Here is a 13,106-nt window from a genome sequence, read left to right as displayed (position 1 = left end):
CGCCGATCTGGTCGGGGGCCGAGGCCCCGCAGCCACTCGGCCGCAGCCACTCGGCCGCAGCACGCTGGGCCGTTCGGCGGGTCTGACCGGCCCACGCCCACGCTTTTCGCCCGGATCGGAGGGGGGCACCGCCAAACCTCGACGCTCGCCACCTGCATGGCGTAGGCGATATGGTCGAGTTCCCCTCGGCACATGATGAATGCCCCGGCAGGATGGGTTTTACATTTCCCGGCGGGGTGTCGCCTTGTCATCGGTTCGATCCGACCGTTGTCGTTCTTCATCGAATTCCCCGGCGGGGCCGGTGCGCCCGGACAGGCCCGACCGCAGGAGGAACACCTTGATGTTGCCGCGACGCCCCTTGATCGAGGCGGTGCCGACCTCCTTGCATTCGAAACCGTCCGGCAGGTCATGCCGCACGGCCTCGCTGACCAGGGTCGTGGCGGCGCCCTTGGCGATGATGTCGGAGGCCAGATTTTCGAGCCGGCTGCAGACATTCACGCAATCGCCGACGACGGTGTAGTTCACGCGGTTCTCGGCACCGATATCGCCGACGATCGCGGGTCCGATATGAATGCCGATGCGGACGGTTATCGTGGGTTTGCCGGCGTTCGCGCGCTCCCGGTTCGACGCCTCCAGGACCTCGGCGATGCGCAGGGCGCTGCGGCAGGCGGCTTCCGCTGCGTTCTCCACCCGCTCCGGCGCGCCCCAGAAGGCCATGAGGGCGTCGCCGATATATTTGTCGATCGTGCCGCCCGTCTCCTCGACCGCGCGTCCGAGGAGCGCGAAATGCTCGTTCAATGTGCGGGATATCTCGCGCGACGACATGCCTTCCGACATCCGCGAGAATCCGACGATGTCGGTGAACATCACCGCGATATCGTCTTCCAGGACGGGAGAGGCATCCCTTTCGGAACGGACAAGGTCGCGGATCAGCTTTCGTGGAACATAGGTTTCGATCAGCCGTTGCGCGCGATTGATGCGCGCGAAGGCATGGGATAGCTGATCGAAGATCGCGATGTGGCTCGGGGGCAGGGGGGCGTCGGTCTCGAAGCGCCTGTCCGCGAGGCCGCGCGCGGCGCCCGCGACACGTTCCACCGGCCGCGTTCCGAAGTACCAGATCTTCCCCAACAGCAGCAGGCAGGCGATCAGGGTAACCCCCAAGCCGATCCCGAGGGCGCGTAGCGTCGCGGTGTCGAAGCGGCTGTAGATATCGGCCTCGAACCAGAGACCCGCGACCCATGGCGAGGGGCCCAATGTATCGTTCCAACGATACAAAGCCAGATGATGCGTCGTGTCGCCGTCGAACCGCTCCAGCGTGACCTCTCTGGCGACCGCTCGTCGGTCGCCGCCACGATCATTCGGCGTTTCATCGCCGAAAATCCGCTCACCGGAGGCCCAGAGATATGGCAGTACCGGGTCCGCCAGCGCGTCGATGGATAGGAGCGGACTGCCATGCGCTTGTGTCGGCGCGGGTTCCGATAGGGACGGATGCGCGAGCACCTGGTAGCGGCCGCGTAGCAGGAAAGGCGTGGTGCCGGTCGCCCGCTTGAACCGGACGAGCGAGCGGGACACCTCCGCGAGCGATATCGCGACGCCCCAGGCCCCGACGAACGCGCCGCGGCGGTGAACCGGGTGCCATACCTCGAAATTCGCGGTGCCTGCGGTCTCGGACAGATAAGGGCCACGCCAAACCGTCCCCGTCGCTTCCTTCAGATTGGCCGTGAACTGCTTGAAACCCGCAGCGTCGGAGCGGTCGCGCAGGAGGTAGCGAACGGCCCCGTTCTTTTCGATGCGGGCACGGCGTTCGCGCATGTCGGGCGCGAGATAAGCGACGTCCGTTATTCCTTGCGTCGAAGACACGGCGGTGATCAGGATCGTACGCGCCGTGTCCGCGGTCGTCTCGCCGATATCGCCGATCGCGCCACGGGCAAGGCTCCCGGCCAGAAAATGGGCGCGACGAAAATGACCGTCGAGCGTATTCTCCAGAATCGTCAACTGGCGCGCCGCGTCCTCGCGAAGGAGTTGGCGCGTGTTCTCGGAACCGGTACGCCAGAAAAGACCGGCAACAATCAGGAAGCATAGCGCCACCGTCAGCACGGCCGCCCCGCCGAGGACGGCGAAGTGGGATGTCGTCCATCCTGTCTGGGGGACGTAATGACGGGGCGGAACGCCTTGCCGGGTGCCGCTCGGCCGGCCCTGGGGACGGCGCGGCCAGGGCATCACGATATGTCCTCCACCGGATATTCCTCCATCCCCCGCTTTTCAATCTCCCCCCGTGCCGAAGCCGGCGTGTGGCGCCGCGCTTGGCGGTCAGCTCCGTTCGTCGGCGATCTTGTCGCGCGCGGCACGCTCTGCTCCGTCGGCGTCCTCCGCCTCGCGGATCGCCGCTTCGAGGCGACGTGTCTGCGCCTCATGCGATAGGCGTAACTCGGCGATGCGACTCTCCAGTTCCTGCTCCCGGAGTTGAAGCTCCGCCTTGCTCGCGTCGATCGTCGTTTGTCGCTGGGCCGCGCGCATCCGGTCCTTCGCTTCCGCCGCATGGCGGGCGCTGCCCAGCACGACGCCGTCGACCCCGATATAGGCTTCGCGAACGGCGATCCCGTCCTTCGTGAAATCGAACTCGCACAGGCTGTTGGAATGGCTCATACCGCGCGATTTGAGCACCTGGATGATGTTGTTGCGCTCGGCGTTCTGCTCGATCCGCCGCACCAGGATCCAGGCGTCGGCCAGCGAGGAGACGGCGAGTTCGGCGGCCTCGCCCGTCCGGCCCCCCGCGGCGAGGTTCGTCATCATCGTCGTCAGACGCGAGGCGCGGAAGAAATCGACCATGCGCGCCAGCATGGATCGGATTTCGTCATCATGGCCGACGGTGGTGAGGGCCGAGATCGGGTCGAGGACCGCGACATCCGGATCGTGCCGGCGGACGGCATCCATCATCGTCGCGAGATGGGCCTCGGGGCTGTCCGATTGGGGACGGATCATTCGGCACTCCAGGGCCCCGTTGTCGATCCAGCGCTGGAGGTCGATGCTTATCGTGCGCATGTTGCGCGCCATCTGCGCCGGTGATTCCTCGAAGGAGAAGAGAATCGCCCGCTCCCCCCGCTCGCAGGCGGCTTCGACGAAGCGCGCGCCAAGGCTGGATTTTCCGGTCCCCGCGGCGCCTCCGATTAGGATCGAGCCCCCACGGTAGAAGCCGCCGGGCTCCAGCATCGCGTCGAGGCCCGGTACGCCGGTGGAAATGATCTCCTCGCAGGCGGCGAACTCGTCCGCTTCGTCGACGGCACCGATCGGGAACAGCACGATACCCGAATTACCAAGCATGATCGGGAATTCGTCCGTGGCATGCGCGATGCCCCGGCATTTCGCGACGCGCAGCGTCCGTTTCGCGATCCGCCCGTCGATACGATGGGTGAGGACGATCAGCCCGTCGGCGAGATATTCCTCGAAGCCAAGGCGCGTTTCGCCGTTGATGCCGCGTTCGCCGGTCGCGACGATGGTCAGACCCTCGTTCTTCAAGTGGCGGAAGAGCCCTAGCAATTCGGTCCGCACCTGCTGCTCGTCCCGGAAGGCGGATAACAGATTGTTGAGGCCGTCGAGCACGATGCGTTTGGCATTGACGCCGGCCGCGGCATTGTCGATGCGCATGGAAAGGGCGGCCAGATCGAATTTGCCGGTCTCGACCCCCTGGGCGGCCCCCTGGATGTCGATACAGACGACCCGCAGGCTTCCGTCGCGTTCCAGCGCCTCGATGTCCCAACCGAAGCCGGCGGCATTCTCGACCAGTTCGTCACGTGATTCCTCGAAGGAAACCAGCACGCCCGCCTCGTCGAACTGCGTCGCGCCGCGGATCAGGAACTCAAGGCCGAGAATGGTCTTGCCGGATCCTGCGCCACCCGTCGCAAGGACCGCCCGCCGGCGCGGCAAGCCACCGCCGAGAATTTGGTCGAGCCCCGGGATACCGAAAGGTGTCACGGAAACGCGGTTTCGCTGAACCTCGGTCGGTGGGTCACCTTCCGGTGCGCTCGAAGCGGGATTGGGGGGCAAGGTCGCCTCCATCGTTTCGGACGGCCCCATGGGGCCATGAGGGACGGAATAGGCGCGGCCGGTACGGCACGCCTCTATCGCATCAGGGACGGACGCAGCACTTGCAGCACCGCCAGCTCGTCCGAGAAATCACCGATGAGGCGCGAAGGCGGCGGTGGCGTTCGCTTGACGAGCGTCGGGGTCGCCAGAACGTCGTCCTCTTCCAACGCGGCGGGGTTCTGGCGGATATCGATCACCTCCAGCCGGTATTGATCGGGGAAATTGTGGCCGAGCAATTCGCGCAAGGTCTCCTCGGTCACGCGAGCCCGCGCATTGTGCCCGTCGAGGAAAAGCCGCAACTCCATTTCTGGGGCGGGTGAATCGACCATCACCGTCTCCTTGAACCGAGTGCGCGAGGGGGTGAGAGAGGAGCCTGGACGTGTGTCACGACCCTTTCGGATTAGTCTGAAAATGACCCTATATACCTATAGGAAATTAAGGGGCAATACAACCGAAGGTTCGATTTTTCCTTTGAATTCATTGAAAAAAGCAACCTTGGCGTTGAAAAAGCTTAGGAATCCGGAATTTCCATGCGTCACGGCGGTGCTTGTCCGAAGCGGTATCCGAAGGCGAGGCACCGAACCTTCGGCATTCGGCATTGGTCCATGTCGGCGCATTGTGCATAGGGTGATTTTCGGATAGGAGCGGCCAGCGATTGTGGCCAAGAGGCGGAACGACGATGACCGAGCAGTTTCATCGAATCAAACGGCTTCCCCCCTATGTCTTCGCGGAGGTGAACGCGCACAAGCAGCGCATGCGCCAGGCGGGTGACGACATCATCGATTTCGGCATGGGCAATCCGGATAGCCCGACACCGCCACATATCGTCGAGAAACTGGTGGAGGCGGTGCGGGACCCCAAGACCCACCGCTATTCGCAGAGCCGGGGCATCCCCGGGCTACGCCGGGCACTCGCCGCCTATTACGAGCGTCGCTTCGGCGTCGATATCGACCCGGAGAGCGAGGCGATCGTCACCCTCGGCTCCAAGGAGGGGCTTGCCAATCTCGCCCAGGCGATCACCAGCCCGGGCGATGTCGTCCTGGTGCCCAATCCCTGCTATCCGATCCATAGTTTCGGCTTCATCATCGCGGGCGGCGCGATCCGCAGCCTGCCGGCGGGCGGCGATCCGTCGATGAGCTTTCGCGAGAATTTCATGGCCGCGCTGGAGCGCGCGGTCGCGCATTCGATACCGAAGCCGTTGGCTGTCGTCCTGAATTTTCCCCAGAATCCGACGGCGCAATGCGTCGATCTCGATTTCTATGGAGAGGTCGTCGCGTTCTGCCGACACCATGGCATTTATATTCTCTCCGACATCGCCTATGCGGAGATCTATTTCGGCGACATGCCGCCGCCTTCCGTGCTGCAAATTCCGGGCGCGAAGGAGATCGCGGTCGAGTTCACGTCGCTGAGCAAGACCTATTCCATGCCCGGCTGGCGGATCGGCTTCGCGGCGGGCAACAAGGCATTGGTCGCGGCGCTGGCCCGCATCAAGTCCTATGTCGATTATGGCGCCTTCACGCCGATCCAGGTGGCGGCGACGGCGGCGATGAACGGCCCGCAGGATTGCGTCGATCAGGTGCGCGCGCTCTATAAGGAACGTCGCGACGTCCTGTGCCAGGGCCTCGCCAAGGCCGGTTGGCCCGTACCGGTACCGGAGGCGACGATGTTCGTGTGGGCTCCCTTGCCGCCGGGCTTCGAGGCGATGGGGTCGCTCGCCTTCTCGAAGCAATTGCTGGATGCCGCCAAGGTCGCGGTGGCGCCCGGTATCGGTTTCGGGGAGTATGGCGAGGGCTATGTCCGTCTCGGCCTGGTCGAGAATACGCACCGCACCCGGCAGGCACTGCGCGGCATCAAGGGTTTCCTGGCCGGAGGGGCGCGGGACACGGAACGGGACGCCCCCGCCCGTGCCGGCGGGACGGCGGGCTGATAGCATAACCCGTGCGTCGATTATGGGGCAGGGCTGTGTTCAGTCCGTGCGCGGGCCAGACAGCCCTTGTCACGGCCCGTGGTGCCGGGTAACGGAAGGCCGCTCGTCGCGCGCCACGCGGGGCGGCATGGCGAAATGTTGGATCGGATCGGGAGAGGGGACAGGGTATGACCGCTGAGCGCACCATCAAATTGGCGATCGCGGGCCTGGGGACCGTCGGTGCCGGGACGATCGCGCTGATCGCGGCCCAGGGCCGCCTTCTCACGGATCGCGCGGGCGCTGGCGTCGAGGTCGTCGCCGTCTCGGCGCGCGATCGCGGGCGCGACCGGGGTGTCGATCTGTCCGCCTTCGAATGGTGGGACGATCCGGTCGCCATGGCCAGGGAGGCCGAATGCGATCTGGTGGTCGAGTTGATCGGCGGTTCGGACGGCGTGGCCAAGGCCGTTTGCGAGGCCGCGATGGAGGCGGGACGTCATGTCGTCACCGCCAACAAGGCGTTGATCGCCCATCATGGCACCGCGCTCGGCCGGCTGGCGGAGGAGAAGGGGGTCGCGCTCGGCTACGAGGCGGCGGTCGCCGGGGGCATCCCCATCATCAAGGCGATCCGCGAGGGGCTGGCCGGCAACCGCTTTACCCGGGTGCACGGCATCCTGAACGGCACCTGCAACTATATCCTGACCGAGATGCGCGAGACCGGCCGCGCCTTCGACGACGTGCTGGAGGAAGCGCAGTCATTGGGATATGCGGAGGCTGATCCGAGTTTCGATGTCGATGGCATCGACGCGGCACACAAGCTCGCGATCCTGGCCAGCCTCGCCTTCGGCGCGGCGGTCGATTTCGGGAATGTCCATGTCGAGGGCATTCGGCGGATCGCGCCGCTCGACCTCGAATTCGCGCGGGAATTGGGGTTCAAGATCAAGTTGCTCGGCATCGCGGAACGGACGGAGGACGGCATCTACCAGCGCGTCCATCCGACCATGGTTCCGGTCCAGGCGCCGATCGCCGCGATCGAGGGGGTCACCAACGCGGTCGAGACCTTCGGCGATTTCGTCGGCGCGACCGTGCTGCAAGGCGCCGGCGCCGGTGCGGGGCCGACGGCTTCGGCGGTGATGTCCGATGTGCTGGATGTCGCGGCCGGCCGGCGCGCGCCCGTCTTCGGCGTTCCGGCGGAGCGCTTGACCCCGGCGGCCAGCCTGCCGATGACCGGCCATGTCGGGCCCTATTACGTTCGATTGCGCGTGATCGACCGGCCGGGTGTCATCGCGGACGTGACGGCGGTGTTGCGGGACAACGCGGTCTCGATGGAATCCATCATTCAACGCGGCCGGGACCCGGAAGAGCCGGTGGATGTCGTCATGACGACGCATGAGACCACCGAGGCCGCGATGCAGCAGGTACTGGTCGCCATCGACGGTTTGGATGCGGTGGTCGAACCGCCGACCCTCATTCGGATCGAGCGGGACTAGGATCGTTTGGTCCCGTCCGTCGCCCGGTGAATGGCGGGTCCGGTCGGGGATTGTCGAATCGGGCCGACTCCCGTTAAACGCGGTGGGTGGCCACAGGGGCGTTTCGGGAGGAAGAACCAACATGTTGATGCATCGTAATCTGGTGCTGGACGCGGCCCGCGTGACCGAGGCGGCGGCGATCGGAGCCCTTAAGTGGCGCGGTCACGGCGACGAGAAGGCGGCCGACCAGGCGGCGGTCGACGCCATGCGTTCGGCCCTCAATCGGTTGAATATTCGGGGCACCGTCGTCATCGGCGAGGGCGAGCGCGACGAGGCGCCAATGCTTTTCATCGGCGAGGAGGTTGGCACCGGCGAGGGGCCGGAGGTCGATATCGCCCTCGACCCGCTGGAAGGCACGACGATCTGCGCCAAGGGCCTGCCGAATTCGCTCGCCGTCATCGCGCTGGCGGAGAAGGGTAAATTCCTGAACGCGCCGGACGTCTATATGGACAAGATCGCGGTGGGTGGCGGATTGCCGGACGGTATCGTCGATCTCGACAACAGCCCGGCGGAAAACCTGAAGAACGTCGCCGACGCCAAGGGCAAGCAGGTCAAGGATCTGACCGTCTGCATCCTGGACCGGCCGCGTCACGCCGATTTGATCAAGGCGGTGCGGGAGGCCGGGGCCAGCATTCAGTTGATCGGCGACGGCGACGTCTATGGCGTCATCCAGACGACCGAGGGAGAGAACGGCGTCGATATCTATATGGGCTCCGGCGGCGCGCCGGAAGGCGTGCTGGCCTGCGCTGCGCTGCGCTGCATCGGCGGGCAGTTCCAGGGGCGCCTGCTGTTCCGTAAGGACGAGGAGCGCGAACGCGCGTCGCGTCTCGGCATCACCGATTTCGACCGCAAATATAACCTCGATGAATTGGCCAGCGGCGATGTGATTTTCGCCGCGACCGGCGTCACCGATGGCTCGCTCGTCCATGGCGTGCGGATTCATGGAAATGGCGCGTCCACCAACACGATCGTGATGCGCTCGGGCAGCGGCACGGTGCGTAAGATCGAAAGCCTGCATAATTTCGACCGGAAGGACTGGATTGGCTGACGGAGCGCTCACGCTGGATCGGTCGGAATCGCCGACCGGAAGACGGGGCGACGCCTTTCTCGGCGTCGAACGCTCCGCCTCGGGCAAACGCTGGGAAGGCCGGGCGGTCGATGGGCGTCGTGCGCTTGCCCTGTCCCAGCGCCTCGACCTGCCGGAGAGCGTGGGTCGCGCGCTCGCGGCGCGCGGCATCGGGCCGGAGGAGGCCGAGGCCTTTCTTGAGCCGACATTGCGTCGGGACCTGCCCGATCCGTTCCATCTTCTCGACATGGACAAGGCTGTCGATCGTCTCGTCCGCGCGGTGCGGGACGGGGAACGGATCGCGGTCTTCGGCGATTACGACGTGGATGGCGCCACCTCCTCGGCGTTGCTGATCCGGTTCTTCCGGGCGCTGGGCGTCGAACTGTTTCCCTATATTCCGGATCGGCTGAAGGAGGGGTATGGCCCGAACGCGGCGGCGTTGGAGCGTCTGCGGCGGGACCATCGCGTCGATGTCGCGATCACCGTCGATTGCGGCATCACGGCCTTCGATGCGCTGGGGCACGCGGCGTCGGTCGGCCTCGACATGATCGTGGTCGACCATCATGTGGCGGAACCGACGCTTCCCCCGGCCGTCGCCGTCGTCAATCCGAACCGGTTGGACGAGACCAGCCCGCACGGACACATGGCGGCGGTCGGTGTCGCCTTCCTGCTGGTCGTCGCCCTCAACAAGGCATTGCGGGAGGCCGGGTGGTACGAGCGTGCCGGCCGGGGCGAGCCGAACCTGATGCAATGGCTCGATATCGTGGCGCTCGGCACCGTGTGCGACGTGGTGGCGCTGACCGGCGTCAATCGGGCGCTGGTGGCGCAGGGGCTGAAGGTCATGGCGGGCCGTCGCAATCCGGGGCTGCGGGCGCTTGCCGACGTGGCGCGGGTCGACAGCGTGCCCGGCACCTATCACGCGGGCTTCCTCATGGGGCCCCGGGTCAATGCCGGTGGGCGCGTGGGGGAATCGGATCTGGGCGTTCGTCTCCTTGCGACGGAGGACGAGCGGCTGGCTGCCGAACTGGCCCGGCGCCTCGATGTCTACAATCAGGAACGTCAGGAGATCGAGCGCGAATGCCTCGATCAGGCGATCGCGGCCGTGGAGGCCGGCGAAGGGGTGAGCGAGAGCCTCGTCTATGCCGGCGCGCCCGGGTGGCATCCGGGCGTCATCGGCATCGTCGCGGGTCGTCTCAAGGAACGGTACAACCGCCCGGCCTGTGTCGTCGCCCTGGACGATGCGGGGGTCGGCAAGGGGTCGGGCCGGTCGGTCGAGGGTGTCGATCTGGGGGCGGCGGTTATCGCGGCACGACAATCCGGGCTGCTCGCCAACGGTGGCGGGCACCGCATGGCTGCCGGCTTCACCGTGCCGCCGGGGGGCGGGGAGGCTTTCCGGGATTTCCTGGCGGAGCGAATCGCGGATCAGGTCGGCGCCGACGGTATCGTGCCGACGCTGACGCTCGACGGCGCCTTGCATGTGGCGGGCGCGTCCGTCGATCTGGCGCGCGCGCTGGAACGGTTGCAGCCCTTCGGCCCGGGCAACGCGGAACCGCGCTTCGCCGTTACCGACGCCCGTATCGTGAAGGCGGACGTGGTCGGACGCGATCATGTGCGGGTGATCGTCGCCGGCGGCGATGGTGGGCGCGTGAAGGGCATCGCCTTCCGCGCGGCGGACCAGCCGCTGGGCGAATTGCTGTTGCGCGCCCGGGGCGGCGCGCCCGTCCACCTCGCCGGCAAGGTGCGGGTCGATAACTGGCAAGGGCGGGAGGAACCGCAGCTTCTCATCGATGATGCGGCGGCGGCCGGTTGAGAAGACGTCGCGGGCTATGATGTTCCGCCGCTTATTTAAGCATCCAGCGCGCTCGGCAGAATTATTGTCGCGATGGTCCCGCTTCCTCCCGTCGCGTTTTCGATACGGAGTTCACCTTGATTCTCCTCGAGCAGGGCCTTGACGATCGAAAGCCCGAGGCCGACGCCGTTGCGGGCGACGAACGGATCCTGTTCGCCCTGGGTGAAAGGGTCCGTGATCGTTTGCAGCAAGGCCGGCCGGATGCCCGGCCCGTGATCGCGCACCGCGATGGAAACGCGATCGTCGGCGGGTGTCGCGTGAATCTCGATCGATTCACCCGCCGGCGAGAACTTGACCGCGTTGGAGAGAAGGTTTCCCAGGGCACGGTTGAAAGACTGGTCGTCCATGATTGGCGCCGCGCAGTCGGGATCGATGGCGATCGTAAGCGCGACATTCTTGCGATCGGCCATGGGGCGCAGTTCCTTCGCGCAATCGGCGAGCGCGGTGGCGAGGTCGATCGGCACGGGAACGCGCGCGCGTTTCCCGGACTCAATGGCGGATAGTTCGAGAATATCGTTCACCAAGGCCAGCATGTTATGCCCGCTTCGGTGGATCAGGGAGGCATATTCCCGGCATTTTTCGGGCGAGGCCGCGATTTCCGGTATGGTCCGCATGAGGTCGGTGAAGCCGATGATCGAGTTCAGCGGCGTGCGGAGATCGTGACTCATTCGCGCGATGAAGTCGGCCTTGATCCGCTCCGCTTCCTCGGCGCGGCGTTTGTGATGGGTCAACCGTTCGTTCTGACGGTCGAGCCGGCGGAGAAGGACGAAGAGCCAGCCGGTCGGGAACAGCAGGGCGACCGCCATCGCCGCGCCCGTCACGAGGCCGAGTTCCAGGAAGTTGCTCTCGATCGATTGGGTGGCGTCGACCTGATCGATGTAGACTTCCGCCACTCCGATCGGCATGCCGTCGATGATCAAGGGAACATATGTTTCGACATAGACGGCTGGCCGGGACGGATCATCGTGGTCCGTGCTGATCGTGGCGACCGCCTCGTTCAGTGTCAGGGCCCAGCGTGCCGTGTCGGAATGATCCGCGCGGCGCCGCAACGGGTTCGGACGGCCGAGATCACGGGAATCGAGAAGCAGTCGACCGGTTTCGTCGAAGAGCTTGAAGCGGAAGATGTCGCGTACGTGCAGGGCGGCGCGAAGAAATTCGATATCGGCCGGGTCGATCGAGTCGCCCGAGAGGATGGTCCGATGATTCTTGAGGCCCGCGCCGACGAATTCGGCCCAGGCGACGGAGTAGCGCCCGGCCTGTTCCGAGATCAACTGCCGCGCGCGCAAGTCGAGCAGGAAGTTCGTGCTAACGACGATGAGAATCAGAAATAGAAGATAGCCGAGGGAGACCGGAATTAAACGGCGCGTCGGTCCGAATATCTGGGCGATTCGACGCGCAGACGCCCCGGTTGGGTCGTGCTCGGCGAAATGCGCATGCCGCATTGCCGCGCGGACTGCGTTTGATCGCGTATCGCTCATGGCGGTTGGTTCCAGTTGAATATGAGGCGCCAACCTTAGGACAGAAACCTTAAGGAGCCGTAAAGCACGGAAATAGTGGAGAGGTTTCAGGCACTGTCGCAATACGTGCGTTCAATGGCCGGTCGAAAGGCGGCGGCGCGCGCGTCCGTAATGACCGTTTTCGATCAGCGCGCGAGGACGAGTGACACGACGGTAGTATTGATCATGACCTTGCCGCGATCCTCGAAATTGACGGTGACATTGGCGCCGACGACGCTTTGTACTTGGCCGAGCCCCCAGTCGGGTTCGCGCGGATGACGGACGAAATCACCCGGTTCCAGCCCATGCTCCATCGCGGCCGCCGCGCGAGCCCGCTTCGCGCCTTCATCATTGTTCATGCTATTCCCGCTTTCGGATCGACCTGGATGCTTCCGTATCGCGATGAACCGCTCTAAGGTCGCGGAAAGAATGGTGTTCGATGTTCGGTAGCGACCAGGGAAAGCGTCCTATGTCACAGTCCTTCGATCAAGCTCTCCGGTTGAGCGAACTCGTCACCGCGCGGTTCGCCCATGAACTGGTCGGAGCGTCCGGCGCGATTTCCAACGGGTTGGAACTGATCGAGGAAATGGGCGGAGAAGCCGGTCAGGACGTTACCAATCTGGTCTCGGAAAGCGCCGCCAATCTCAAGGCCAGGCTCCAGTTCTATCGCATGGCCTATGGCCGTGCCGGGCGGGAGGCCGCCGGGTTGCCGGAATTACGCGCCTTGACGGTCGGCTTTCTCGAGCATGTGGACGGCGTGACGCTCGACTGGCCGATGGCGCCGGTCGTGCCGGTTCTGATGGGGGGGGAAGGGAAGCTCATCCTCAATCTCATCGCGCTCGCCGCCGAAACCCTGCCGCGTGGCGGCGTCGTCACGGTGTCTTTGGACGATGCGTGCTTCCTTGTCACCGCCGAGGGGACCGATATGGCTCTACGGCAGGAAGTGGCGGCCGCGATGACCGTCGAGATGGATGTCGAGGCTCTGACGCCGCGCACCGTGCATGCTTATCTGACGGCCGTCTTGTGCGCGGAAAGCGGGCGTTCCGCGGTGTTGCAACGGCAGTCGGCGGACAGGCTCGCCCTGATGGCGGTAGCCGCGGAGAGGGAGGCGAGCGGGGGTCGCTTACGATAAAACGTTTCTTAACCATTGTTTCTGTAGGTTGCGCCCCGGTTGAGCGAC

At 65.2% G+C, this 13,106-nt stretch carries 10 protein-coding genes; 5 read left to right on the top strand and 5 right to left on the bottom strand.

Annotation, left to right across the window (positions count from 1 at the left end; all coding sequences use genetic code 11):
- Positions 1-219: 219 nt before the first annotated feature.
- From KAJ83_RS03600 to KAJ83_RS03590, 3 genes are all read right to left on the bottom strand, one after another.
- A complete protein-coding gene (locus tag KAJ83_RS03600) occupies positions 220-2,220 on the bottom strand; it encodes an adenylate/guanylate cyclase domain-containing protein (RefSeq protein ID WP_246484235.1) in 2,001 nt (666 codons plus the stop codon).
- A gap of 90 nt (positions 2,221-2,310) precedes the next feature.
- Positions 2,311-4,056: a circadian clock protein KaiC gene (kaiC, locus tag KAJ83_RS03595; protein ID WP_246484181.1), complete on the bottom strand. Its 1,746-nt coding sequence runs from the start codon at positions 4,054-4,056 to the stop codon at positions 2,311-2,313.
- 62 nt (positions 4,057-4,118) lie between these two features.
- Positions 4,119-4,412, bottom strand: a complete 294-nt coding sequence (locus KAJ83_RS03590) for a circadian clock KaiB family protein (RefSeq protein WP_210680623.1) — start codon at positions 4,410-4,412, stop codon at positions 4,119-4,121.
- Positions 4,413-4,762: 350 nt separating this feature from the next.
- On the opposite strand from KAJ83_RS03590, the gene KAJ83_RS03585 reads away from it, so the two are divergent.
- From KAJ83_RS03585 to recJ, 4 genes are all read left to right on the top strand, one after another.
- Positions 4,763-6,010 carry an LL-diaminopimelate aminotransferase gene (locus KAJ83_RS03585; RefSeq protein WP_210680622.1) on the top strand — a complete coding sequence of 416 codons (1,248 nt, stop codon included), beginning with the start codon at positions 4,763-4,765 and terminating at the stop codon, positions 6,008-6,010.
- Positions 6,011-6,177: 167 nt separating this feature from the next.
- Positions 6,178-7,476, top strand: coding sequence for a homoserine dehydrogenase (locus KAJ83_RS03580; protein WP_210680621.1), 1,299 nt, complete (start codon positions 6,178-6,180; stop codon positions 7,474-7,476).
- A 127-nt stretch (positions 7,477-7,603) separates the two neighbouring features.
- Positions 7,604-8,563, top strand: coding sequence for a class II fructose-bisphosphatase (gene glpX, locus KAJ83_RS03575; protein WP_210680828.1), 960 nt, complete (start codon positions 7,604-7,606; stop codon positions 8,561-8,563).
- Entirely contained in the window at positions 8,556-10,391 is a 1,836-nt protein-coding gene (gene recJ, locus KAJ83_RS03570) for a single-stranded-DNA-specific exonuclease RecJ (RefSeq protein ID WP_246484178.1), read from the top strand. The genes glpX and recJ overlap by 8 nt, the downstream gene beginning before the upstream one ends.
- A 35-nt stretch (positions 10,392-10,426) precedes the next feature.
- Here recJ and KAJ83_RS03565 read toward each other — a convergent pair whose 3' ends face one another.
- Positions 10,427-11,908: a sensor histidine kinase gene (locus KAJ83_RS03565; RefSeq protein WP_210680620.1), complete on the bottom strand. Its 1,482-nt coding sequence runs from the start codon at positions 11,906-11,908 to the stop codon at positions 10,427-10,429.
- A 164-nt stretch (positions 11,909-12,072) separates the two neighbouring features.
- Positions 12,073-12,285: a DUF3553 domain-containing protein gene (locus KAJ83_RS03560; protein ID WP_343221928.1), complete on the bottom strand. Its 213-nt coding sequence runs from the start codon at positions 12,283-12,285 to the stop codon at positions 12,073-12,075.
- Between the two features lie 110 nt (positions 12,286-12,395).
- Between KAJ83_RS03560 and KAJ83_RS03555 the strand changes: the two genes are divergently transcribed.
- The gene (locus tag KAJ83_RS03555) at positions 12,396-13,058 is read left to right on the top strand and encodes a histidine phosphotransferase family protein (protein ID WP_210680619.1); all 663 of its coding nucleotides are present in this window, start codon (positions 12,396-12,398) and stop codon (positions 13,056-13,058) included.
- The last annotated feature ends 48 nt before the right edge of the window (positions 13,059-13,106 follow it).

Source organism: Marivibrio halodurans, from assembly GCF_017963645.1.
In the GTDB taxonomy this organism is placed as follows: Bacteria; Pseudomonadota; Alphaproteobacteria; order UBA8366; family Aestuariispiraceae; genus Marivibrio; species Marivibrio halodurans.
The sequence above is the reverse complement of the archived record's forward strand: the minus strand, read 5'-3'. Positions and strand labels throughout refer to the sequence as shown.

What these genes read in the sequence shown, in the direction of transcription:
- kaiC (WP_246484181.1), bottom strand. Translation starts at nt 4,056, where the DNA reads ATGGAGGCGACCTTGCCCCCCAATCCCGCTTCGAGCGCACCGGAAGGT.
- glpX (WP_210680828.1), top strand. Translation starts at nt 7,604, where the DNA reads ATGCATCGTAATCTGGTGCTGGACGCGGCCCGCGTGACCGAGGCGGCG.
- KAJ83_RS03555 (WP_210680619.1), top strand. Translation starts at nt 12,396, where the DNA reads ATGTCACAGTCCTTCGATCAAGCTCTCCGGTTGAGCGAACTCGTCACC.
- KAJ83_RS03585 (WP_210680622.1), top strand. Translation starts at nt 4,763, where the DNA reads ATGACCGAGCAGTTTCATCGAATCAAACGGCTTCCCCCCTATGTCTTC.
- KAJ83_RS03600 (WP_246484235.1), bottom strand. Translation starts at nt 2,220, where the DNA reads ATGCCCTGGCCGCGCCGTCCCCAGGGCCGGCCGAGCGGCACCCGGCAA.
- KAJ83_RS03580 (WP_210680621.1), top strand. Translation starts at nt 6,178, where the DNA reads ATGACCGCTGAGCGCACCATCAAATTGGCGATCGCGGGCCTGGGGACC.
- KAJ83_RS03560 (WP_343221928.1), bottom strand. Translation starts at nt 12,285, where the DNA reads ATGAACAATGATGAAGGCGCGAAGCGGGCTCGCGCGGCGGCCGCGATG.
- KAJ83_RS03565 (WP_210680620.1), bottom strand. Translation starts at nt 11,908, where the DNA reads ATGAGCGATACGCGATCAAACGCAGTCCGCGCGGCAATGCGGCATGCG.
- KAJ83_RS03590 (WP_210680623.1), bottom strand. Translation starts at nt 4,412, where the DNA reads ATGGTCGATTCACCCGCCCCAGAAATGGAGTTGCGGCTTTTCCTCGAC.